The 22103-nt window shown below is 61.0% G+C and carries 20 protein-coding genes, 1 tRNA gene and 1 rRNA gene; 16 read left to right on the top strand and 6 right to left on the bottom strand.

The window, feature by feature from the left end:
- Positions 1-141 precede the first annotated feature (141 nt).
- The gene (locus tag RMO51_RS21720) at positions 142-645 is read right to left on the bottom strand and encodes a hypothetical protein (protein ID WP_310398090.1); all 504 of its coding nucleotides are present in this window, start codon (positions 643-645) and stop codon (positions 142-144) included.
- A 393-nt stretch (positions 646-1038) separates the two neighbouring features.
- On the bottom strand, positions 1039-2880 hold the full coding sequence (locus tag RMO51_RS21725) for an ABC transporter transmembrane domain-containing protein (RefSeq protein ID WP_310398091.1): 1842 nt from the start codon (positions 2878-2880) through the stop codon (positions 1039-1041).
- Positions 2881-2992: 112 nt separating this feature from the next.
- On the opposite strand from RMO51_RS21725, the gene RMO51_RS21730 reads away from it, so the two are divergent.
- On the top strand, positions 2993-3436 hold the full coding sequence (locus RMO51_RS21730; RefSeq protein ID WP_310398092.1) for a Rieske (2Fe-2S) protein: 444 nt from the start codon (positions 2993-2995) through the stop codon (positions 3434-3436).
- Positions 3437-3447: 11 nt separating this feature from the next.
- Here RMO51_RS21730 and RMO51_RS21735 read toward each other — a convergent pair whose 3' ends face one another.
- Complete coding sequence (locus tag RMO51_RS21735) at positions 3448-5343, bottom strand: capsule assembly Wzi family protein (protein WP_310398093.1); 1896 nt, start codon at positions 5341-5343, stop codon at positions 3448-3450.
- Positions 5344-5550: 207 nt separating this feature from the next.
- Here RMO51_RS21735 and upp point away from each other — a divergent pair, with 207 nt between their 5' ends.
- On the top strand, positions 5551-6264 hold the full coding sequence (gene upp / locus RMO51_RS21740; protein ID WP_310398094.1) for a uracil phosphoribosyltransferase: 714 nt from the start codon (positions 5551-5553) through the stop codon (positions 6262-6264).
- Between the two features lie 245 nt (positions 6265-6509).
- On the top strand, positions 6510-6956 hold the full coding sequence (locus tag RMO51_RS21745; protein WP_310398095.1) for a hypothetical protein: 447 nt from the start codon (positions 6510-6512) through the stop codon (positions 6954-6956).
- A gap of 69 nt (positions 6957-7025) precedes the next feature.
- Here the strand turns inward: RMO51_RS21745 and RMO51_RS21750 are convergent, their stop codons facing one another.
- Positions 7026-8438: a DEAD/DEAH box helicase gene (locus tag RMO51_RS21750; protein ID WP_310398096.1), complete on the bottom strand. Its 1413-nt coding sequence runs from the start codon at positions 8436-8438 to the stop codon at positions 7026-7028.
- 239 nt (positions 8439-8677) lie between these two features.
- Here RMO51_RS21750 and RMO51_RS21755 point away from each other — a divergent pair.
- The 3 genes from RMO51_RS21755 (at position 8678) to RMO51_RS21765 (ending at position 10119) form a co-directional block, all read left to right on the top strand.
- Positions 8678-8751 (top strand) — tRNA-His (locus RMO51_RS21755).
- A gap of 90 nt (positions 8752-8841) precedes the next feature.
- Complete coding sequence (locus RMO51_RS21760; protein ID WP_310398097.1) at positions 8842-9777, top strand: PfkB family carbohydrate kinase; 936 nt, start codon at positions 8842-8844, stop codon at positions 9775-9777.
- Positions 9778-9870: 93 nt separating this feature from the next.
- Positions 9871-10119, top strand: coding sequence for a hypothetical protein (locus RMO51_RS21765; protein WP_310398098.1), 249 nt, complete (start codon positions 9871-9873; stop codon positions 10117-10119).
- A gap of 79 nt (positions 10120-10198) precedes the next feature.
- Here RMO51_RS21765 and RMO51_RS21770 read toward each other — a convergent pair whose 3' ends face one another.
- A complete protein-coding gene (locus RMO51_RS21770) occupies positions 10199-11932 on the bottom strand; it encodes a PDZ domain-containing protein (protein WP_310398099.1) in 1734 nt (577 codons plus the stop codon).
- A gap of 129 nt (positions 11933-12061) precedes the next feature.
- Here RMO51_RS21770 and rpmH point away from each other — a divergent pair, with 129 nt between their 5' ends.
- From rpmH to tsaB, 5 genes are all read left to right on the top strand, one after another.
- The gene (gene rpmH / locus RMO51_RS21775) at positions 12062-12220 is read left to right on the top strand and encodes a 50S ribosomal protein L34 (protein WP_046246180.1); all 159 of its coding nucleotides are present in this window, start codon (positions 12062-12064) and stop codon (positions 12218-12220) included.
- 46 nt (positions 12221-12266) lie between these two features.
- Complete coding sequence (locus tag RMO51_RS21780; RefSeq protein ID WP_310398100.1) at positions 12267-12755, top strand: ribonuclease P protein component; 489 nt, start codon at positions 12267-12269, stop codon at positions 12753-12755.
- Between the two features lie 25 nt (positions 12756-12780).
- Positions 12781-14475, top strand: a complete 1695-nt coding sequence (locus RMO51_RS21785) for a S41 family peptidase (RefSeq protein WP_310398101.1) — start codon at positions 12781-12783, stop codon at positions 14473-14475.
- A 408-nt stretch (positions 14476-14883) separates the two neighbouring features.
- Positions 14884-15279 carry a hypothetical protein gene (locus RMO51_RS21790; RefSeq protein WP_310398102.1) on the top strand — a complete coding sequence of 132 codons (396 nt, stop codon included), beginning with the start codon at positions 14884-14886 and terminating at the stop codon, positions 15277-15279.
- 55 nt (positions 15280-15334) lie between these two features.
- Positions 15335-16030, top strand: a complete 696-nt coding sequence (gene tsaB / locus RMO51_RS21795; RefSeq protein WP_310398103.1) for a tRNA (adenosine(37)-N6)-threonylcarbamoyltransferase complex dimerization subunit type 1 TsaB — start codon at positions 15335-15337, stop codon at positions 16028-16030.
- Positions 16031-16039: 9 nt separating this feature from the next.
- Here the strand turns inward: tsaB and RMO51_RS21800 are convergent, their stop codons facing one another.
- A complete protein-coding gene (locus RMO51_RS21800) occupies positions 16040-16267 on the bottom strand; it encodes a hypothetical protein (RefSeq protein WP_310398104.1) in 228 nt (75 codons plus the stop codon).
- A 32-nt stretch (positions 16268-16299) separates the two neighbouring features.
- Between RMO51_RS21800 and RMO51_RS21805 the strand changes: the two genes are divergently transcribed.
- From RMO51_RS21805 to RMO51_RS21825, 5 genes are all read left to right on the top strand, one after another.
- On the top strand, positions 16300-16827 hold the full coding sequence (locus RMO51_RS21805) for a DUF2480 family protein (protein WP_310398106.1): 528 nt from the start codon (positions 16300-16302) through the stop codon (positions 16825-16827).
- 323 nt (positions 16828-17150) lie between these two features.
- Positions 17151-18470 (top strand): amino acid permease, encoded by a 1320-nt coding sequence (locus RMO51_RS21810; protein ID WP_310398107.1) that lies wholly within the window; start codon positions 17151-17153, stop codon positions 18468-18470.
- 163 nt (positions 18471-18633) lie between these two features.
- Positions 18634-19923, top strand: a complete 1290-nt coding sequence (locus RMO51_RS21815; protein ID WP_310398108.1) for a hypothetical protein — start codon at positions 18634-18636, stop codon at positions 19921-19923.
- Between the two features lie 66 nt (positions 19924-19989).
- The gene (locus tag RMO51_RS21820; protein ID WP_310398109.1) at positions 19990-21345 is read left to right on the top strand and encodes a serine hydrolase; all 1356 of its coding nucleotides are present in this window, start codon (positions 19990-19992) and stop codon (positions 21343-21345) included.
- Between the two features lie 662 nt (positions 21346-22007).
- Positions 22008-22103, top strand: a 16S ribosomal RNA gene (locus tag RMO51_RS21825); the annotation flags it as partial.

Consider the following 22103-nt stretch of genomic DNA (forward strand, 5'->3'; position numbering starts at 1 on the left):
GCTCTTCCAGAAACCGGTCGAGCACGGCGCGGGCTTCGGCCAGCTCGGCGCGGACGAGGTCAGAAAGCGGGGTTGCGTCGGGCACTTAAGGGGTAATCGGTAAGGGTAGTCAAATGAGCCGGACAGCCGAACAGACAAGGCCTACAGCGGCGGGCGCTCGGCCGGTGGGGTGTTGCTCAGGCTCGGGTCGCTCTGCGGAAACGTGGGCTGGGGCAGGTGGTCGGCCGTGCGGTTTTCGGTGGCGCTATGCGCCGTTGGGATGCTGGCGCCGGACCCGCGGTTGGCCGTGCCCGACGCCTCCATGGTGCGGCCGTCGATGGTGCGGCTGCCCGGCGTGGCCGGGGCGTTGCTGCGCTGCTGATTGTCGTAGAGCTTGGCTTTCAGCTCGTTGATTTTACTCTCGCGCTGAAATACGGCGCGGCGCAGCAGCACGCTGTCGAGGTTTTCGGTGATGAGCTGCAGTGCCAGGACGCCCGCGCCAATCAGAAACATGGTGTAGTAAAACTGCCGCTCCTGGTCCAGGGCCGACAGGCCCGTGCCCATGCCCATGACGGAGGTACGCACCGCTGGGGCGAGCACGAATAGCAGCGCCAGCAACAGGTAAACCATGACGGCGACGGTGACAATGCGTTTGAGGGCGAGCATGGCGAAGGGGAGTAAGGAGTGGATGGTAGCAGTTTAGGAACGGCGGAGCTGGGAAAGCGGCTGCAAAATAGCCTTTATTCAACGGACCTATTGCACCCGCCCGGCCGTGTCAGCGGCCGCCGCGGCCGAGTCGGCCGGGTCAACTGTTACCCCGCGAAGTCCCTGGGCTCTGCGGTAGGCGCCGCTGTTTGGGCCTTGCGCTTCCGTTTGCGGCTTTTGCCGGCCGTTAATCAGCCGGGAGCCGAGATTATAGCAAAGCTTGGCCACCACAATGGCCACGACAATGAAAAGAAACCAGCGGAAGGGGTTTTTGCCAAGCACGAAATTGAGGGGCGTTAAGTAGGAAATAAGTCCGTGCCCGGCGCCGGGGCCGCGCCGCTGGCAAGGGGGCAATTACACCAGGGCCGCGTTGGTTTGCAGGGAGCTCAAGCGCTGGTACACGCCGCCCGCGCGCCGCAGCTCGTCGTGGGTGCCGCGCTCCACGATGCGGCCGTGCTGGAGCACCACAATCTCGTCGGCGTGCTGCACCGTGCTCAGGCGGTGGGCGATGACGAGCGAGGTGCGGTTCTGCATCAGCCGCTGCAGGGCTTCCTGCACCAGCTTTTCGCTCTCGGTGTCGAGGGCCGAGGTGGCTTCGTCGAGGATGAGAATGGGCGGGTTGCGCAGAATGGCGCGCGCGATGCTCAGCCGCTGCCGCTGCCCGCCCGAGAGGCGCGAGCCCCGGTCGCCAATAACGGTCTGGTAGCCGTCGGGGCTGGCCACGATGAAGTCGTGGGCGTTGGCGATGCGGGCGGCTTCGAGGACCTCGGCGGCGGTGGCGGCGGTGTTGAAGCGGATGTTGTTGAAAATGGTGTCGTTGAAGAGGATGCTTTCCTGGGTGACGATGCCCATCTGGTCGCGCACCGAGTGCAGGGTGCAGGCGCGCAGGTCGTGGCCATCAATCAGAATCTGGCCGGCGCTGGGGTCGTAGAAGCGCGGCAGCAGGTCGGCCAGGGTGCTTTTGCCGCCGCCGCTGCCGCCCACCAGCGCCACGGTCTGGCCTTTTTTGATGGTCAGGTTCACGTCGTGGAGCACCGGCGTGTCGCCGTAGCTGAACTGCAGGTTTTGAAACTCAATTTCGCGCTCAAAGGGCGGCAGCACCGTGGCCCCCGGCCGGTCGCGGATGGCCGGCTCGGTGTCGATGATGCGCAGCACCCGCTCGCCGGCCACCAGCCCGCGCTGGATGTTGCCAAACGAGCCCGACAAGGCCTTGGCCGGCGTGAGCACCTGCGAAAACAGCACCACGTAGCCAATAAACGTCTCGCCCGTCAGCGTCGACTCGCCCCCGAGAATCAGCGTGCCGCCGAAGTACAGCAGCCCGGCCACCACCGCCACGCCCGCAAACTCGGAGAACGGCGAGGCCAAGTCGCGGGTGTTGTCGATGCGCCGCGAGGTGCGGGCGTACTCGTCGTTCTGGTCCTCGAACTTGCCCTTGATGTAGGCCTGGGCATTGAATGCCTTGATGACCCGGATGCCGCCCAGCGTCTCGTCAATCACCGACATCATCGAGCCCAGCGTGCTCTGGCTGATTTGGGCCTGTCGCCGCAGCCGCTTGGCAATGCTGGCAATGATGCCGCCCGACACCGGCAGCAGCACTAGCGTGAAGAGCGTGAGCGGCACCGAGATGTAGAACAACAGCCCAAAAAAGGCGATAATCTTGAGCGGCTCCTGAATCACGGCCGTCATCGTGTTCACCACCGACGTTTCCACTTCCTGCACGTCGGAGGTGAAGCGCGACATCAGGTCGCCGCGGCGCTCGCCGGCAAAGTAGCCGAGCTGCAGCTCCACGATGCGGTGGTAGAGCGCCCGCCGCAGGTTGCGGATGACGCGGGCCCGCACCTGCGCCAGCAGCCGCAGACTTAGGTAGCGAAACAGGTTGCTCAGCATCACCGACACCACCACAATGATGCACACGAAGGCCAGGGCGCCCATCTTGCCCTCGGCCGCCAGCATGTCGGCAAAGAAGTAGTTGAACGTGTCCTTAATCCAGTCGAGGCTCAGGTGGAAGGCCGGCAGCTGGGCGGGCGCCAGCAGCGGCACGGTGTCCGTTTTATCGAACAGCACCTGCAGCAGTGGGATGATGAGCGTGAAATTGGCCAGCCCGAAAAAGATGGCCAGCACCGTGTACACGGTGTATTGCGGCAGAAAACCGGCAAATGGCCGCGCGTACTGCAGGATGCGGAGGTAGGTTTTCATGCGAGCGGCAAAAATACGTCCCATTCCCGGGCCCCGGCAGGCAACCCACGGGTCCACGCGGCCGATTAGCCCGGCAAGCGCCCGTGCGCCGCTCACCCGCTTCTTTTTCCGTATGAAACGCGACGAATTCCTGCACCTGTTCGGCTTTGGCGCCGCCCTGCTGCTCACCGGCTGCCTGGGTAGCTGCTCCAGCAACACCGACGACCCCCAGCCGGGCACCACTCCCGGGCCGGGCGCCGGCGCCATCGACTTCACCCTGGACGTGGCCGACCCGGCCAACGCCCGCCTCAACGACCCCGTCTTTGGCTACGTGTACGGGGCCAACGACCAGGTGATAGTGGCCAAAACCACGGCGGGCAGCTACGTAGCGCTATCCGCCGCGTGCACCCACCAGGGCACCTCAGTGCAATTCCAGCCGGGCAGCAGCAACTTCCGGTGCCCCAACCACGGCTCCCTGTTCAGCCTGGGCGGCGCGGCCACCCAGGGCCCGGCCGTGGGCGCGCTGCGCAGCTATACCGTCGCCCAAACCGGCAGCGTGCTGCGCATCACGGGCTAGCTGAGCGCGGGTTAAAACTCGTGCAGCCGCTGCGCGATGTTCCAGCGCAGGGCCAGCGCGGCATACACCTCACTGCCGTCGAGTTCCGGCGTGAGCGAGTACGTCTGGTTGCGCGCAATGAGCTTGGCGTCCAGAAACAGGTTCAGGCGCGGCTGGTAGGTGGCCGTAAAGTCGGCGTGGAGCAGCCGGCTCTTGTTGCCCTGCCCGGTACGGTTGCCAAACTCTTGCACGCGGGTGTTGTACGACTTGAGCACGTTGCCCCCGTAGTTTTGGGTCGCCACATCCTCTGAGGTCAGGTCCAGCCCTTGCTCCGAGTAAAAAGCCTTGCCCACCAGCATGAGTCGGGGCAGGGGCTGGTAGCTGAGCACGCCCAACACCTCGGTCACGTTGGCCCCCATGGGGTGGGCCAGGGGCTGCTGGTAGTGCTGGTAGCTGGTGTAAATGTTTTCGTGCTGGTAGGTAAACGGCCGAATGTAGTTCAACTCCACCTGCAGGTCGAGGTTGCGCAGGCCGGCCGCGTCTATGTATTTGCCCCCAAGCTGGAAGGCCTGCTTGTTGGCCCACCAGCCGTTGCGCGCACGCACCTCGCTTATCTTGAACTCGTCGAGCACCAGTTGCCCGTAGAGCTGCGCCGTGCCCAAGAAGCTCCACTTAAAGTCAAGGCCCAAAATGGCGTTGTCGGCCGAGCCTACGTTCTGCTCCACGGCCCGGTAAAAAATCAGCGGGTTCAGGTACTGCAGCTCGAACCCGAGCCTCTGGCTGCCCGGCACGTAGCGGCCGATACTGTCCAGCTCGGCATTGCGTCCCCCCAGAATGGTGCTTTCGAACACGCCAATGTTCAGGTTCGGCGTCACGTCGAAGCTGAGGTGGTGCAGCGCCAGGTACTTTTTGGGGTACACCTGGTCTTCGTTCCGGCGCTCGGCAGTAAGCTCCGCAAACAGATTTTGGTAGTTGAATTTCCAAACCCGGGTGTTGGCCTTCAAGAAAAAGTACGGCGCGCTGTAGTCCGACAGGATGAGCGAGCGGTAGCCGTTGCCAATGAAATTTCGGTCGTGGGCCAGTTGCAGGTTGATGTGCTTCGTGGCGGCGTAGGTAATGCCGCCCCGGGCCGTGAAGAAGTCGTATTCGCTGCTGCTGGTGCTGATAAAATCCGCCTTGTACGGCTTGTAGTACCCCTCGTGCGGCACAACCTCGTCGCGCAGGATACGGTCGCGCACATACAGCGGCACGCCCTGCTGGTTATCGGTCAAAAAGGTGTAAAAACCGAGCTTCTGGTCGATGGTGCCTTCAAGCTGTACGCCCCGGGTGTTCACGTAGCGCAAGCCGCTGATGTCGCTGTCCCTGCCCACTTGCAGCAGCGCCACCGGGTTCACGCGCAACGAGAAATCCTTGGTTTCGACGTGGTAAAGGTCGGTTTGATTGCGAAAGAAATACGTGAAAACGGGTTTCTCGCTCACGTTGCGTGCGGCGCCCTGGGCACTGCTCAGCCAGTTATCCTTGAGCAAGTATGCCGCATTGAACCGGTCAGCCCGCGAGAGCGTGCCCGTTGCGCTATCGGGTGCAAGCATACGCTCGCCCAAACGGCCCGCGGCTGCGCGGGTATACGGCCGCACGCTGGTGTGCGGGTCGTTCACGGGGTCGGCGCCGTACTTAATGACGTACCGGTCAATCAGGCGGTAGGTATCGGGGTCGAGGGGCACGTAGTTCGCGCCTTGCGTGGCTTCCACTCCGGTGCGCTTGGGCAGCAAGGTGTCCAGCGGCTGGTCAAAAATCATCCACGGCGACTTTTCCACTTTTGGCGCAGCGGCGGGCGGCATCGGTTCGGCGGGGGTAGGGGGCGTGGTTTGGGCCGTCAGCGGGCCCGCCAGCAGCGTCCCCAGGCAGAATAAAAGCAGAGCTTTGTGCATAAATACAGATAGTTCTCACTGAAGCGCGGCGAGCCAACCGACCGAAAGCTAAACGGGCCAATTTCCCAACAAACCTACGCAGCAAGCCATTGGCAAGGATGTAGCGGGCCGGTCCGGGGCCGTTTCTTGCCCGCCCCCGGTTTTTGTGCCAACTTCGGGACTCCGGCCGGACCTCCTTTCTGGTATTACCCTCCACCCCCTCGCCCCATGGCCACTACTCCCCTCCCTTCCGCTTCGGCCGCCGCTGCTGCTTCCACCGATGCCACTGATGCCCTGGCCCACGTGCACGTGGTGTGCGCCGAGCCCAGCATAGCAAACCATTTTCTGGCCGAGCTGCGCGACAAAGAGGTGCAGAAGGACAGCCTCCGCTTCCGCCGCAACCTACAGCGCCTGGGCGAAATCATTGCCTACCGCATCAGCGCCCACCTCAGCTATACCGACAAGGTTATCCAGACGCCCCTGGCCGAAACCACCGGCAAGCTGCTGCACGATTTCCCTATTCTGGCCACCGTGCTGCGGGCCGGGCTGCCGTTTCACCAGGGGTTCCTCAACTATTTCGACCAGTCGCCCAGCGCCTTTGTGGCGGCCTACCGCATCGAGGGTACGGCCCAGGTGCAGGTGCAGGTCGACTACCTCTCGGCCCCCAGCCTCGACGAGCGGGTGCTGATTCTGGCCGACCCCATGCTGGCCACCGGCAAAAGCCTCGTGCAAACCTACCGGGCCATGCTGCGCTTCGGCATGCCGCGGCAGGTGCACATCGCCGCCGTCATCGCCTCGCCCGAGGGCCTGGCCTACGTGGCCCGCGAAATTCCCGAGGCCAACCTCTGGGTGGCGGCTGTCGACGAAAAGCTCAACGAGCAGGCCTACATCGTGCCCGGCCTCGGCGACGCCGGCGACCTGGCCTTCGGCAGCAAGCTGTAGGCCGCGGCGCGGGGCCGCACGCAAGCGCCAGTGGTACGCAGCCTTTGCTGCGTTTCGTTGAACGACAGCACAAGCACGCCACAAGCGAAAGTGGCACGCAGCCTTTGCGACGTTTTGCCAAGGTCCTCATGTGACAGCCCTGCCGAAACGCAGCAAAGGCTGCGTGCCACTTTCGAACCGGGTATCTTTGCTGCGCGCTTTCTCTGTGCTGCCGACCTGTCTTACCGCTAGCTTTCCCCATCGTTTTGCTTCACCCCGCCGTTAAGTGCGCCTCCGTGTTTTTGCTGAGCACGGTTAAGTTTTTGGGTGGGCCGTTGGCTGGCACCTCCATGGGGCTGCACTTCTGGCCCACGCTGGCCCTCACCGTGGCCGGCATGATGACCAGCGTGTTCGTATTTTCGGGCGTGGGCCGGGTGTGGGTGCGCCACCGCCAAAAACAGCGGCGGCTGCGGCGCGAACCCATTTTTACCAAACGCTCGCGCAACATCATCAAGGTGTTCAGCAAGTTCGGCATGGGCGGCATCGCCTTCCTCACGCCGGTGCTGCTCTCGCCCATCGGCGGCACGGTCATCGCCACGCTGCTCGGGGTGCCCCGGCAGCGCATCATGCTGCACATGCTCTGGAGCGCCCTGCTCTGGGGCACGGCCCTCACCTACGCCAGCGTGCACTTTGGGCACATGCTGCGGCATTAGTGGTTAGTGATTAACGGTTAGTGGTTAACGAACGTCACTAATCACTAACCGTTAATCACTAATCATTACCTACCGCCGCTTCCGGGCCTTGATGGCCTTCACGCCGGGCGCCGAGCTGCCCTTTTTGCCCACGTTGGCCTTCGCGCCCTTAGTGCTCTTCTTCTTGCCCTCCTGAAACGGCTTGCCGGTGCGCTTGTCAATGGTGACGCCGGGCTTAATCCACTCCTTCTTTTCGTGGAAAGCACCCTGGAAGGTGGGGTCCAGCTTCCGGCGGCGCTCGTCCAGCTCGCGGCCCATCTGCTGCTGCTCCTCAAAGGGCGTGTCCTCCACCACCACTTCGGCCGGCAGCGGCAGCACCGCTATCGGCTGGTTGATGAGCTGCTCGATTTCGCCGATGTGCACCATTTCGGCCTCGTTGGCGAAGGTGATGGCGGCCCCGGTGTGCAGGGCCCGGCCCGTACGCCCGATGCGGTGCACGTAGTCGTCGTGCACGAGGGGCACGTCGAAGTTGATGACGTGCGTCACCTGCGGCACGTCGATGCCCCGCGCGGCCACGTCGGTGGCCACCAGGTAGCGCACCTGGCCGGCCCGGAAGGCGTCCATGCTGTTGATGCGGGCGTTCTGGCCCTTGTTGCCGTGAATCACGCGCACCTCGCCGGCGGGCGCCTTGCGCTCCAAAAAGTGGGCTACCTGGTCGGCGTGCTCTTTGGTGCGGGTGAAGAGCAGCACCCGCGTCATGGTGTCGGTGTCGCGGTGCAGCAGGAAGTCGAGCAGGTTGATTTTGGTGAGCAGGTTGGGCGCCTGGTACAGCACCTGCGTCACCGTCGAGGCGGTTTTGGCCGGCGGGCTCACTTCCACCCGCACCGGGAATTCGAGGAATTCCTCGCTCAGCAGCGTCACCCGCTCGGGCATGGTGGCCGAAAACAGCACGTTCTGGCGCTTGCGCGGAATCACCTCCAGGATGCGCCGAATCTGGGGCATGAAGCCCATGTCCATCATCTTGTCGGCCTCGTCCAGCACGAAGGTCTTCAAGTCGCGCAGCACCAGCGCGCCCTTGAGGTAGATTTCCATGAGCCGGCCCGGCGTGGCAATGAGCACGTCGACGCCCGCGGCGATGGTTTCAATCTGCGTTTTCGGCCCCAGCCCGCCGTAGATGGCGAAAATGCGCAGGTCGGTGTTCACCGCCAGGGCCTTTAAATGCGTCTCGATTTGAATGGCCAGCTCGCGGGTGGGGGCCAGCACCAGAGCCCGCGGGTTGCTGCCCTGGGCGTACTTGGCCTTCATGAGCAGGGGCAGGCCGAAGGCGGCCGTTTTGCCGGTGCCGGTTTGGGCGATGCCCAGCACGTCGTGCCCGGCCAGCAGCAGCGGAATGGTTTGCTGCTGCACCGGCGTGGGCTCGGTGAAGCCGGCAGCGGCCACGGCGGAAAGCAGTTGGTTGTTGAGCTTGAAATCGTTGAACGACGGCGCGGTAATGGGTTCCATGCCGCAAAGGTCGGCTTTTTGGCGCGGGCCGCGTTTGACCCGAAGCGAAAAGGGTGTCATGTCGAGCGCAGCCGAGACATCTCGCTCGCATCGTTGAGCGGTTGGATTACTACCGCACGCGAGATGTCTCGGCTCCGCTCGACATGACGTTCTGCCGGTTGTCTTAAATCGCCAGTCCCGAACTTTTTTTGCCCATCCCCGCTTCCCCTGCTATCTTTGCCCCACCAAAAACAAACCTGGTAGATATAGCTCAGCTGGTTAGAGCGCCGGATTGTGATTCCGGAGGTCGTGGGTTCGAGCCCCATTATTTACCCGCAAAATGAAGTCCCCGGAGAATTTTCCGGGGACTTTTTTGTTGCTTGCTCTTCGTTACCTGCTTATTACCCCACTTAACCCCCCCGCAATGAGTCTGCTCGTTATCGGCAGCGTCGCCTTCGACGCCATCGAAACCCCCTTCGGTAAAACCGACAAAATCATCGGCGGCGCCGCCACCTTCATCACCCTCTCGGCCTCGTACTCGCTGAAGCCCGTGAAGCTGGTGGCCGTGGTGGGCGACGACTTTGCGCAGTCCGACATTCTGCTGCTCGAAGAGCACGGCGTGGACGTGGAAGGCCTGCAAATCAAGCAAGGGGAGAAGTCGTTCTTCTGGTCGGGCAAGTACTCGCAGGACCTCAACTCGCGCGAAACCATCACCACGGAACTCAACGTGCTGGGCGATTTCGACCCCATCATCCCCGACGCGTACCAGGACTGCAAGTACCTCATGCTGGGCAACCTGGCCCCGCAGGTGCAGCGCCTCGTCATCCAGCGCCTCGTGAACCGGCCCAAGCTGATTGTGATGGACACGATGAATTTCTGGATGGACATTGCCCTGGAAGAACTCATCGCGACCATTGAAATGGTGGACGTGCTCAGCATCAACGACGAGGAAGCCCGCCAGCTCTCGGGCGAGTACTCGCTGGTGAAGGCGGCCAAGAAAATTATGGGCATGGGCCCGAAATTTCTCATCATCAAGAAAGGCGAGCACGGCGCGCTGCTCTTCCACAAGAACAAGGTGTTTTACGCTCCAGCCCTGCCGCTGGAAGAAGTATTCGACCCGACCGGCGCCGGCGACACGTTCGCGGGCGGCTTCATCGGCCACCTGGCCGCCACCGACGACATTAGCTTCGAGAACATGAAGCGCGCCGTCATTCACGGCTCGGCCATGGCCTCGTTCTGCGTGGAAAAGTTCGGCACTGAGCGGCTGCTCAACCTCACGGAGGAAGAACTCGAAGCCCGCGAAGCGCAATTTGCCGAGCTGGTACGGGTGGTGCCCGCCGCGGCCGTAGCCAACGTGTAAGCGGTGTAAGGCCACGGGTCGGGATGTGCGAGGGCAACCTTTTGGCGGCGACGGGGTACAACTTCTCATCCTCCATTTTAACCTTCCACCGCCATGGGCCTCGCCAATAAAAACTCCGACCTGCAGAACGAGAAAACGTCCGTCAACCCCGTTGCCAACACCAAGAAGAAGAGCACCCAGGTGCAAAACCCCAACGTGAGCAACGTCTCGGCCCACGGCAACACCACCGACGGCAACAGCGCCGGCCAGGGCGTGCAGAACATCCGCAGCAACCCCCAGGGCAACAAGCCGATGTCGGTGAATAAAGGCAAGGTGGGCAAAGGCGGCGACTCAAAGCACTAACATCTGAAGCGTTGCTTCTAAACTAAAAAGCCCCGCTGAAATACTTCAGCGGGGCTTTTTTCTGCGCTCTTGCATCGCCTCAAAACTCCCAGCCCAGCCACTGCTGAAATCCCAGTTGCTGGGCCGTAGTGGCAGTTTCTAGCCGGTCCACGGCGTAGCGCTGCCCGAACGTGACGCCCGGCATGACGGCCAGATGCACCGTCAACAGCCGGCTTTGGCGAAACACGCTCAGCTCAAACTCGGCCGCGCCGCTGCTGAGCAGGCTCTGCAAATTCATGTCGACGCGGCGGCCGTTCACGGCCACGATTTCGTCGTCCACGGTCAGGGCCGCGGCGGCCGGCGAGTTGGGCCAGATGTCCGTTACCTCGGTTCGCTCGTTTCGCACCACCGTGCGGAAGCCGAACAGGCCCTCCGACGCCGAGGCGTTTTCGGCCACCAGCAGCTGGCAGCCCACGGTGCGCAGCACCTTGTCGAGCGGCTCGGCCAGCGGCGCGGTGCCGTAGATGAACCGGTCAAAATACGCCTGCATCTGGCGCCCGGCCACTTCCTCCACAATGCGCACGTAGTCGGCCTCGGTGTAGCCGATGCCGGTTTGGCCAAACTCCTCGTACAGCCGCCGCATCACGTCGTCGAGGCTGCGGGCGTGGCCGGAAAGCTGCCGCAGGGTCAAATCCAGAATCAACGCGGCCAGCGCGCCCTTGTGGTACACCGACACCTTGCGGTCGGGCACGCCGGCCTTGTAGCCGTCCAGCCAGAGGTCCATGCTGGCGTCGGCCAGCGAAAGGTTCTGGCTGCCGGCATCGTCGTAGTGCCGGCGCAGCACGGTGTTCAGCTCCTCAAAGTACTGCGCCGGCGTGCGCACGTGGCTGCGGGCCAGCAGGTACTCGCCGTAGTAGGTGGTGATGCCCTCGGCGATGAAGCAGGTGCGGAAGTAGTTCTCGCGGCTGTAGTCGTAGGGCTGCAGCTCGGCGGGCCGGATGCTCTTGATGTTCCAGGTGTGGAACAGCTCGTGGCAGCTCACGCCCAGCAGTTCCTTGTACAAGCCCTCACTCATCACCAATTCGGCCGGCCCCAGCGTAATCACGGTGGAGTTGTGGTGTTCCACGCCGTGGTAGTGCTTGTAGGGCAGGAACTGGTTCAGGAAGTGGTAGTCGGCCACCGGCAGGCCGCCGAACAGCCGCAGCTGCTCTTCCGAAAACGCCTTGAAATCCGTCAGAATCTGCGGCCAGTCCAGCGCCGCCTCGCCCTGCACCCAGATGTGGAAGGGCCGGCCGCCAGCTTCGTACTCCTGGTGCAGCAGCGTGGGGCTGGCGATGAGCGGCGAGTCGGCCAGTTGGTCAAAATTCTGCGCGGCCAGCGTGTTCGGTGCGGTTTGGGGCAGGCCGCAGGCTATTTGCCAGCCCTCAGGCAGCACTAGCTCCAGCTCGCAGGCTTCGTGCTGGCGGCCTTCTGCGTACATCAGCGCCTGCACCGGGTTCAGGTACAGCTGCGACTCGTCGAGCCAGGAGCCGCCGGCGTCCATCTGGTGGGCGTAGAAGTTGTAGTGCACGCGCACGGTGCGACCGGCGGCGTTGGGCACTGCCCAGCGGTCCTTGGTGAGCTTGCGGTAGGGCAGGGGCTGGTGGGTGATGGCGTCCTCAATCACCACGCGCTGCAGCTTCTGGGCGAAGTTTTGCAGCTCGTAGCGGCCCGGGCGCCACGCGGGCAGTTGCAGTTCCAGCGGTGCGGGGGCGTCGGCGGTCACATCCAGCGTGAGCTGGATTTGGAGGTAAAACGTGAGGGGGTTTTCGTAGGAAACGCGGTAGTGAATCATTGCTAAAACGGGGTGTGAGCGGCCAAAATTACGGGGAGTACGCCGGCCACTGGTAAAAGTGGCTGACGGTCTTGCCTTTTCCAGGCAGAGCCCGTACCTTTGCCGGCCCAACTCGAAACTAGACATCCGATGAAACGTACCTATCAACCTTCGAAGCGCAAGCGCGTCAACAAGCACGGCTTCCGTCTCCGCATGGAAACCGCCAACGGCCGCAACGTGCTGGCCCGCCGCCGCGCCAAAGGCCGCAAGCGCCTCACCGTCTCCGACGAAGGCAAGCACAAGCGCTAGCAGTCATTGGCCGTTGGCTGAGAGCCGTTGGCTAATAGCTCCCGTTATGCAAGAACCACAATCACCTGGCTCCCCCTCTCCTCGGGAGAGGGGGCCGGGGGGTGAGGTTTCCGGGGCCGCGCCGAAAAAACGCTACACCTTCCCGAAAGAGGAACACCTGTGCCGCAAGAAGCTCATCGACGAGCTCTTCGGCAAGCAGGGTTCCTCTTTCGGCGTTTACCCGCTGCGCCTGGTCTGGATAAAAAGCGCGGCGCCCACGGCGGCCCCGCCGCAGGTGCTTATCAGCGTGAGCAAGCGCAGCTTCAAGCGGGCCGTGGACCGCAACCGGCTCAAGCGGCTCATCCGCGAGGCGTACCGGCTCAATAAATATCGGTTGGTGGAGCAACCCGGCGGGCATCAGGTCGCTCTTCTAGGTATTATCTTCACGGGCAAGGAAAAGAGCCCGCTGGCGTTGGTGGAAAGAAAATTAATTTCTGGTCTTCAACGTTTGCTGGACACGCCGGTCGAAGCACCCGCTCCGCCGCCTGCCGCGTAGATTCGCCTACTTGCTACCCGTTTTTATGACCATTCGTAAGAAACTACTCGCTACCCTGGCCCTGGGCACGTTGGGTCTGGTCTCTTTCCGCGCCGCGTCCGACAACGAGCGGTACTTCGAAATTGCCAAGAATCTGGACATTTTCGCCACCCTTTTCAAGGAGGTGAATACTTATTACGTCGACGAAGTCACGCCCGCCAAGCTGGTAAAAACGGGCATCGACGCCATGCTGCGCTCGCTCGACCCCTACACCAACTACATCCCGGAGGACGACATCGAGGACTTCCGCACCATGACCACCGGGCAGTACGGCGGCATCGGGGCCTCGGTGGTGAAGCGCAACGGCAAAACCGTGGTGCAAAGCGCCTACGAAGGCTACCCGGCCCAGAAAGCCGGCCTGCTGCCCGGCGACGAAATCCTCGACATCAACGGCGTCATCGTCGATAAAAAAAGCAACTCCGATATCAGCAAGCTCCTCAAGGGCCAGGCCAACTCGGTGGTGAAGCTCATGGTGACCCGTTACGGCCAGGACAAGCCGGTGGAAATCAACATCACCCGCGATAAAATTCAGGTGGAAAACGTGCCCTACACTGGCATGATTTCCGGCGACGTGGGCTACTTCCAGCTCGGCAGTTTCACCGTGGACGCGGGCCGCGAGGTGCGCGTTGCCGTGAGCAAGCTCAAGGAGCAAGGCGCCAAGAAAATTGTGTTCGACATCCGCGACAACCCCGGTGGCCTGCTGAACGAAGCGGTGAATATTTCCAATCTTTTCATCGACAAAGGACTGGACGTGGTGAGCACCAAGGGCAAGGTGACGGAGTGGAACAAGACCTACAAGGCCCTGGACGTGCCGCTCGATACGCAGATTCCGGTGGCCATCATCACCAGCAACCGCTCGGCCTCGGCCTCGGAAATTGTGTCGGGCGTGCTGCAGGACTACGACCGCGCCGTGGTGGTGGGCGAGCGCACCTTCGGCAAGGGCTTGGTGCAGGCCACGCGCCCCCTCAGCTACAACTCGCAGCTGAAGGTGACCACCGCCAAGTACTACATCCCCAGCGGCCGCTGCATCCAGGAAATTGACTACGCCCACCGTAGCGACGACGGCACGCTGGGCAAATTCCCCGATTCGCTGCGCACGGCGTTCAAAACCACCGCCGGCCGCACCGTGTACGACGGCGGCGGCGTGGCCCCCGACATTGAAGTAAACGACCGCGAAATCGCCGACATCACCCGCATCCTGCTCCAGAAAAGCTACCTTTTCGACTACGCCACCCGCTACCGCGCCGAACACCCCACCATCGCGCCCGCCCGCCAGTTCAAGCTCGCCGACGCCGATTACCAGAAGTTCGTGGCCTACCTCCAGAATAAAAATATCAGCTACAGCACCGACGCCGAAAAGTCCTTGGTGGACCTCAGCAAAAAGGTGAAAGAGGAGAAGCACTACGACGACGTGAAAGCCGAACTCGAAGCCATTCGCAAAAAGGTGACCGTGAACAAGGCCAACGACCTGCAGCGCTTCAAGCCCGAAATCAAGGAGCTGCTGGAGCAGGAAATCGTGTCGCGCTACTACTTCGAGAAGGGCCGCACCGAATCCGGCTTCGACGACGACCCGAACATCCTCGCCGCCGTAGCCGTGCTGAACGACCCCAACCGCTACGCGGCTCTGCTAAAGCCTTCGGGCCAGGCTGCCAGCGCCCGCAAGTCGGCCGGGACGAAGTAAGATTGCTATGGTAGAATTTCTTCTGATTTTCCACTATACAGAGCCCCACCGGTTACGTTATTATTGTAGATATCATATTCCAAATAAGCATGGGCATTGATTGCAGAGTGCCAGAAATCTAGGTTATAGCGCAAAGCTGAATATGGGTTATTAGCTCTATCAGTGAGGTATAATACAGTATCAGGCTTTGATAATATATTCTCAACCTGGGCCTTTATCATTCCCGACTTAACAAGCCGGAATTGATTTTCGACATGTGAAATCCTACGTCTTTTAGGACTCAGATAGATTATAGTAGTTCCTAGCCCTACTAGAGATGCTATAATGAGTAGTGCTTTCTTCATGGTGTAAATGTCTGCTAAACAAGACGGTTTAGTTTAGATATTTCAAAATTTTGCTCGGAACAAGATGACCGCCGACCAACGCCTCGACCAGCTCGAACCGCTCGTTTCCCAGACGTTGGCTGTGGCTGACCGCCACACGGCGCAATTGAAGCAGATTTTTGGAGTTGTCAACCAGCTACTGGAAGCTGGGAAGGTGCAGAGCGATAATACGCAGTTTGCTTTGCGGGAGCTTGGCGAGTTACGACAAGAGGTGCGGACGGAACTTGGCGGGTTGCGACAAGAAGTGCGGACGGAACTGAGTGAGGTAAAGCACAAGCTAAGTGCTACAGAACAGAACCAGTCCATTACGAACACGCGGATTGGCGATGTAGAAAACGCTGTTTCTCTCATGGGAATACAGGTTGCTAATCTGGATGCCAAGCTTGACCGAATTCTCGGTTTGCTCGATGGAGGCAAGTAGCAAAGCATACCAAGCAGGCACGGCCAATTCCAACTGCCGTAAATTTGCCTGCCCCATGCAAACGCTTCTCCTATCCCTCGAAACCTCTTCCCCGGTCTGCTCGGTCGCCTTGCACCGCGTAGCCGACGGCTCCCTGGTTGGTCAGTCCGAGCTGCGGCTCGACAAGTCGCACTCCACCCACCTCACCGTCTTAATAGAGCAGCTGCTGGAAAACACCGGTCATGCTCTGACCGAACTCGCTGCCGTGGCGGTGAGCGACGGCCCCGGTTCCTACACGGGCTTGCGCATTGGGGCCGCCGCCGCCAAGGGCCTGTGTTTCGCGCTGGATATTCCGCTGGTGGCCGTGAGTACGCTCAGGGCTCTAGCGGCGCACGTGGCGGCCGGCACCGCGCGGCCCGAATCGTACCTGTATTGCCCCATGCTGGACGCCCGGCGCACGGAAGTGTACGCCGCCATCTACACCCACGCGGGGGAAGAAGTGCTGGCGCCCACGCCGCTGCTGCTCGACGCCGACACGCTGGCCGAACAATTGGCCCAGCGTTCGGTGTTGTTCTTCGGACACGGCGCGGCGAAGTTTCAGGCGCTGCTGGGGGAGCGGGCGGACGCCGGTTTCCTAGCGGGCATTGAGCCGTCGGCGGTAGCGGTGGGCCAGTTGGCCGTGGCCGCGTATCACCGGCAGGAATTCCAGGACGTGGCCTACTACGAGCCGTTTTATTTGAAGGAAGTGTACACCACCACGCCCCGGACCTGAACCGGCGGGCTAGTGCCGGTAGCCTTGCCAGGTGCCGCCGTAGCGGTAGCCCGGCTGGGTTTTCGCCTTAATGCAACAGGCTTCGCAAACAAAAAACCAGCCCTTGCCTTCCGCCGTGGTTTGTATGCGGTACAGCGTGGTAGCCTCCGTTTGGCAATGTGCGCAAAACTTGGTTTTCATGATGACTGGCTTGTTGTTGATTTCCGCCGGTGCGACTCCTTCGGGAGTTCTATTCATTAATTTGCTTGCCTGATAACCTCACAACGGATATGGAACCTCTCTTCGTCAACCGCGTCGCCAACAGCGGCCTTGTTACCCTCAACCTGGAAGAGTTTATCCATCCGGGCGAGCGGGTGGTGTATGACATCAAGGACAACCTCTTCCACGGCCTCATCCTGCGCGAAAAGGACTTCCGCGAGTTCATCAAAACCAACGACTGGGCGCAGTACGACGGCCAGAACGTGGCCATCATCTGCTCGGCCGATGCCATCGTGCCCACCTGGGCCTACATGCTGCTCGCCACCAAGCTCCAGAACCACGCCCACCGCTACGTGTTCGGCAACCTCGAAGCCCTGGAGCAAGCCCTGTTTCAGGAAGCCATTGCTGCCGTTGATGCAGAGGAATACCGCGACGCCAAAGTGGTGGTGAAAGGCTGTGGCAACGTGCCCGTGCCCACCTTCGCTTACGTGGCCATCATGCAGAAGCTCCTCCCCGTGACCAGCAGCGTGATGTACGGCGAGCCGTGCAGCACCGTGCCGCTCTACAAAAAGTCTAAAGTGAGCAGCCCGGCGGAGTAAGCTTCAGCGTTTGCGAGTCGGTTTCATAAGCCTGCGACTTCGATTTATAGGGTTGCGACCTGGGTTTATAGGCTTGCAAGTTGAGTTTACAGGGTTGCGACCTGGGTTTGTAGGCTTGCAACTTCGGTTCATAGGCCTGCGACCTCGATTTACAGGGTTGCAACCTCGGTTTGTAGGCTTGCGACTTGGGTTTATAGGCTTGCGACTTCGATTTATAGGGTTGCAAGTTGGGTTTATAGGCTTGCGACTTCAATTTACAGGGTTGCAAGTTGGGAGAAAGCCGGCCGGGACGCCTCTCGTGCGTTGGTTCGCATCTTTGCGCCATGCCCGAGCTTGCCCGAACACCCCATAAAATTACCTTCCTCACCGGCGCGGCCATCGTCATCGCCAACATGGTGGGCACGGGCGTATTCACCAGCCTCGGGTTTCAGGTACTGAGCATCCAAAGCGGCTTTGCGCTGCTGATGCTGTGGCTGGTGGGCGGCCTCATTGCCCTGTGCGGGGCCGTGTGCTACGGCGAATTGGCGGCGGCCATGCCCCGCTCGGGAGGCGAATACCATTACCTGAGCCAGATATATCACCCCGCGCTGGGCTTTTTGTCGGGTTGGGTATCGGCCACAGTAGGCTTTGCCGCGCCCACGGCCCTGGCGGCGCTGGCGCTGGGCACTTATGCCAAAAGCGTGTGGCCGGATTTACAGCCGCGGTGGCTTTCGGTGACGGTCGTGCTGCTCCTCACCCTCGTGCACGGCACCAGCACCCGCGTGGGCAGCCGGCTGCAGGTCATCATCACGGCCCTCAAAGTGGTGGTGCTGGTCGTTTTCATCGGCGCCGGCGTGCTGATAGGGGAGGGGCAGCCGCTGAGCTTCGCGCCCGATGCCGCCGGCTGGCGCGCCCTGCTCAGCCCCGCCTTCGCCGTGTCGCTGGTGTATGTGAGCTACGCCTACTCAGGCTGGAACGCCGCCGTGTACGTCACCGGCGAAATCGAGAATCCCAAGCGTAACCTCTCGCGCATTCTGCTGGCGGGCACGGCCGTGGTGCTCTTCTTATATGTAGGGCTCAATTACGTGTTTCTGCGCTCCACGCCGCTGGCCGGGTTGCAGGGCCAGTTGGAAGTTGGTTTCGTGGCGGCCACTTCGTTGTTCGGTCCGCTGGGCGGCCGGCTGATGGGCGGCATCATCGCGGCTTTGCTCGTTTCCACCATCAGCTCGATGGTCTTCGCCGGCCCCCGCATCGTCCAAACCATGGGCGAAGACATTCCCGCCCTACGCTTCCTGGCTCCCAAAAGCCGCGCCGGCATTCCCGTGCGGGCACTGGCCTTGCAAACCGTCATCACCCTGGCCTTTATCCTAAAGCCCAGTTTCCAGGGCGTACTGGTCTACGCCGGCTTCGTGCTGAATCTATTCACCTTCCTTACCGTGCTGGGCCTGTTTGTACTTCGCTGGCGCCAGCCCCACCTGCCGCGGCCCTACCGCGCCTGGGGCTACCCCTTCACCCCACTCATTTTCCTCGGCCTCAGCGGCTGGACGCTGGCATTTATCCTGAGCGAAAAGCCAATGGAGTCGCTTTACGGCTTGGCCACCTTGGCGGTTGGTGGGCTGGTTTATTTCCTCACCACGCGCCTGTCAGTTTCTCCCGCTACTTAAGTTGGGTCGATAAACCTCCGTCCGGCTCCCCCTCTCCACGGGATTCTGCGCATGAAGTAGATGCGGGGCCGGGGGTGAGGCGAACCGTCAGAGCGAACCTCCTGTAACTTGCCGCCCCATTTGAGCTCTTCAGAAGCTTATTGTTTCACCACTCTAATACATAATGTCCCTTCGCACCGCTGCGCTTCGGCTTCTGCCGGCCGCCCTGCTCCTGCTTACTGCTTGCTCCGAGTCGAACACCAAAACCGAAACCGCGACTTCCGCCAAGGAAGAAACCATGGCCACCACGGCCGACGCCGTTGATTCTACTAAATCACCAGCCCCTACCGCCGCCACAGCCCCCGCTGTTACCCCACGCCCCAGCCGCTCTGCCGCCCCCGACACTGCCTACGCCCAAGATGTAGCCCTATTCCTCGGCGGCCAGCCGCCCAGCCAGCGCAGCCGCCTCGCCGCCCTAGCCGCCCAGCCCGCCTGGCAGGCCTTCGCTCAAGACCAAGACAAAAGCTGGGCGAAATACCGCGCCACCCACACCGCCCGCATGACCAAGTGGGCCCGCACCGAGCTCGATTCCGTGCACGCCAACAGTCCCACCATCTTCTATCCCTTCAGCGGCCCCGATTTCCTGAACGTCTTCACGATGTTCCCCACCAGCCAAACCTACGTGCTGATGGGCCTCGAACCCGTTGGCAGCGTCCCCGCCCGCACCTCCCTCGAAAACCCCAAGCTGTTCTCCGCCGTCAAGGCCTCGCTCTGGTCGGTGCTCAACTTCAGCTTCTTCCGCACCAACGACATGGCCGTCGACCTCAAATCCGTCGAACTCGACGGCGCCCTGCCCCTGATGATGCTCTTCGCCGCCCGCACCGGCAATCAAGTCACCGCCATCCGCCCCGTGCAGCTCGACGCCACCGGCCAGCTACAAGATGCTTCCACCGATTCCGCCCAAGCGAAAGGCTCCAATCAAAAATCAGCCTTAGCTAAAACCATTCCCGGCGTCGAAATGAAGCTCCGTGGCCCCGACGGCCAACCCAAAACCGTCTACTACTTCTCCGCCGACCTCAGCGACTGGAAGCTGCAAGCCAACAGCGCCCCCCTGCAATTCGTCCGCACCCTCGGTCCGCTTACCACCTACGTGAAGTCCGCCTCGTACCTCATGCACAAAAGCTACTTCAACCAGGTGCGCCGCGTGGTCCTGCGCCGCAGCCGCTACATCCTGCAAGACGATTCCGGTATTGCCATGAAGTTTTTCCAGAAAGGTGCCTGGCAGTTCAACCACTACGGCACCTACAAGCGCCCCATCAACCTGTTCGCCAAACACTACCAGCCCGAGCTCACGGCAGCCTACCGCGATACCACCCAACGCCCCAAAGCCCTGCCCTTCGGCACTGGCTACAACTGGCGCCAAACTGACTCCAACCTCCTCCTAGCCCGCCGCCTAGTGCCGCTAGCCGATTGAGTAGCTCAAAAACCGCCTCACAGGGCCGTGGTGGTAACATCACGGCCCTTTTTATTTTGATATCCCATGAAAAAGCTTACCCAATTCTGCGCATCCATACACTATATAACAAGAGTGGCCTTTTTATTGGCAATAACAACTCTAGTATCATTAGCCGCTACAGGTCGCTTTGCTCCCCTATTCCACGGTAGATGGGCCGTGTCCGATAGGAGTAGGGGAGTGAGGGTAGCGCCAGGAGACTCCCCACTACTGGACTCCCTACTAAGAACCACTCCACTACTATCCCGCATTGCCAACAACCCCCAATACGAACTCCAAGTCATCTATACCCAAATCAACCGCGATGCCCAAAACCGCCCCACCTTTACCCCCCACACCTACCACCTCAACCCCCGCCAATACTTCAACCCGGCAAGCTTGGTCAAGCTTCCCGTCGCCGTCCTGGCCCTCGAAAAGCTGAACGACCTGAATAAGCCCGGCGTCACCCGCCGCACCATTATGGCCACCGGCGCTGCCTATCGCTGCCAAACCCCCGTCCCTTTCGCCGCTCCCGCCGATTCCGACCGCACCGCCACCGTCGGCAACTACATCAAGCGCATGCTCTTGGTCAGCGACAACCTCGCCTACAACCGCCTCTACGAATTCCTGGGTCAGCGCCCTCTCAACACCCGCCTCGCCCAACTCGGCTACCCCAACGCCCGCATCACCCGCCGCTTCGCCCCCTGCGACACCACCGCCAACCGCCACACCAACCCCATCAGCTTCCACACCCCCCAAGGCGACACCCTGTATAAAGAACCCATCAAATTCAATCCCACTCCCTACGCCAGCCCCCTGGGCCGCGTCCTCAAAGGCCGCGCCTACCAAGCCGGCCGCCGCGTCGTCCCCGAACCCTACGACTTCACTACCGCCAATCACCTCTCCTTGGTCGACGTCACCGCTTTCCTGCAAGGCATCATCTTCCCCGAATCCGTCCCCGCTACCCAACGCCCCCGCCTTACCTCCGCCGATTACGCTTTCCTGCGCCGCTACCTCCACGCCACCCCCCACCAGTCCGGCTTCCGTCCCTACGCCCCCGCCCGCTACTTCGATGCCTACAAGAAGTACCTCTACTACGGCCGCAACCCCGAAATCCCCGACCAGCCCGCCCTTCGCATCTACAACATCGTCGGCATGTCGCACGGCTACCTCTCCGACGTCGCTTACTTCGCCGACTCCCTCCACCAGTCCGAATTCCTGCTCAGCGCCGCCCTCTACGTCAATCAAGACGGCACCATCAACGACGGCGCCTACGAATACGACTCCCTCGGCCTCCCATTCATGGCCCAACTCGGCCAAATAATCCGCCAATACGAAGCCATTCGCCCCCGCCTCACCCGCCCCAACTTGGCCGAGTTCTTCAATCCCGAGCCAATTCGCTAAAAAACTCAGAAAAAAATCAGCCACTTAACTACCTGACTTATAATCCGCCATTGCCTGAAATACCCTTCGCGCATGCCCCAGCAAGCATAAATCTTTGCTTTATCCTTTGCAAGCCCAAAATGTCCTCTTACTTTTGCAGTCCCAAATCGTCAAACGGACAGCGGGTTCTTCAGTAGCAATTGCTCTGAAGGAAGAATGAAAGTCACGGAACTTCACAAGTCGTCAGCTTGTCTTATTTCTCGCGCTACCATAGCAAAGCGTCAGAAAAAATATTTTCTAAACCTCTCGCGGAAGCCGAAGAAAGCTAACGTACATTTGCAGCCCGCTTCGATAGGAGGCAGGAAGTTTTGAAAAGCGAGACAGAAATAATCTGAATCTATTTTCTAAAGAGCTTGCTAAAGAGGAAAAGCCTCTTACCTTTGCACTCCCAAATCGAAAGAAGGGAAACAAAACGAAAGAAGTTACCGGCCGTAAGGCCACTCTGCCGCTTCAACTGGAAGCAGCAAACGTTCTTTGAATGTTTGGAAAAGACAAATGGTAAGGTTTGCTTCGAGCAATTGAAGCAGACCGACAACAGACGTAACATTGATTTGAACTCGTCAAATACGAGTCGGATTAGCACTCGACATCAGCCCCGGTACGCCGGGGTGTAGAAGAATTTTACAATGGAGAGTTTGATCTTGGCTCAGGATGAACGCTAGCGGCAGGCCTAATACATGCAAGTCGAACGGTCGTAGCAATACGATAGTGGCGCACGG

This window comes from Hymenobacter sp. (genome assembly GCF_031398885.1).
Taxonomy (GTDB): domain Bacteria; phylum Bacteroidota; class Bacteroidia; order Cytophagales; family Hymenobacteraceae; genus Hymenobacter.

Excerpts from the sequence above, each read along its gene's own strand:
- RMO51_RS21720 (WP_310398090.1), bottom strand. The coding sequence starts at position 645 with ATGCTCGCCCTCAAACGCATTGTCACCGTCGCCGTCATGGTTTACCTG.
- RMO51_RS21770 (WP_310398099.1), bottom strand. The coding sequence starts at position 11,932 with ATGATTCACTACCGCGTTTCCTACGAAAACCCCCTCACGTTTTACCTC.
- RMO51_RS21735 (WP_310398093.1), bottom strand. The coding sequence starts at position 5,343 with ATGCACAAAGCTCTGCTTTTATTCTGCCTGGGGACGCTGCTGGCGGGC.
- RMO51_RS21730 (WP_310398092.1), top strand. The coding sequence starts at position 2,993 with ATGAAACGCGACGAATTCCTGCACCTGTTCGGCTTTGGCGCCGCCCTG.
- RMO51_RS21810 (WP_310398107.1), top strand. The coding sequence starts at position 17,151 with ATGCCCGAGCTTGCCCGAACACCCCATAAAATTACCTTCCTCACCGGC.
- RMO51_RS21805 (WP_310398106.1), top strand. The coding sequence starts at position 16,300 with ATGGAACCTCTCTTCGTCAACCGCGTCGCCAACAGCGGCCTTGTTACC.
- RMO51_RS21750 (WP_310398096.1), bottom strand. The coding sequence starts at position 8,438 with ATGGAACCCATTACCGCGCCGTCGTTCAACGATTTCAAGCTCAACAAC.
- RMO51_RS21760 (WP_310398097.1), top strand. The coding sequence starts at position 8,842 with ATGAGTCTGCTCGTTATCGGCAGCGTCGCCTTCGACGCCATCGAAACC.
- RMO51_RS21765 (WP_310398098.1), top strand. The coding sequence starts at position 9,871 with ATGGGCCTCGCCAATAAAAACTCCGACCTGCAGAACGAGAAAACGTCC.
- RMO51_RS21785 (WP_310398101.1), top strand. The coding sequence starts at position 12,781 with ATGACCATTCGTAAGAAACTACTCGCTACCCTGGCCCTGGGCACGTTG.
- RMO51_RS21815 (WP_310398108.1), top strand. The coding sequence starts at position 18,634 with ATGTCCCTTCGCACCGCTGCGCTTCGGCTTCTGCCGGCCGCCCTGCTC.
- tsaB (WP_310398103.1), top strand. The coding sequence starts at position 15,335 with ATGCAAACGCTTCTCCTATCCCTCGAAACCTCTTCCCCGGTCTGCTCG.
- RMO51_RS21820 (WP_310398109.1), top strand. The coding sequence starts at position 19,990 with ATGAAAAAGCTTACCCAATTCTGCGCATCCATACACTATATAACAAGA.
- RMO51_RS21800 (WP_310398104.1), bottom strand. The coding sequence starts at position 16,267 with ATGAATAGAACTCCCGAAGGAGTCGCACCGGCGGAAATCAACAACAAG.
- rpmH (WP_046246180.1), top strand. The coding sequence starts at position 12,062 with ATGAAACGTACCTATCAACCTTCGAAGCGCAAGCGCGTCAACAAGCAC.
- upp (WP_310398094.1), top strand. The coding sequence starts at position 5,551 with ATGGCCACTACTCCCCTCCCTTCCGCTTCGGCCGCCGCTGCTGCTTCC.
- RMO51_RS21780 (WP_310398100.1), top strand. The coding sequence starts at position 12,267 with ATGCAAGAACCACAATCACCTGGCTCCCCCTCTCCTCGGGAGAGGGGG.
- RMO51_RS21790 (WP_310398102.1), top strand. The coding sequence starts at position 14,884 with ATGACCGCCGACCAACGCCTCGACCAGCTCGAACCGCTCGTTTCCCAG.
- RMO51_RS21725 (WP_310398091.1), bottom strand. The coding sequence starts at position 2,880 with ATGAAAACCTACCTCCGCATCCTGCAGTACGCGCGGCCATTTGCCGGT.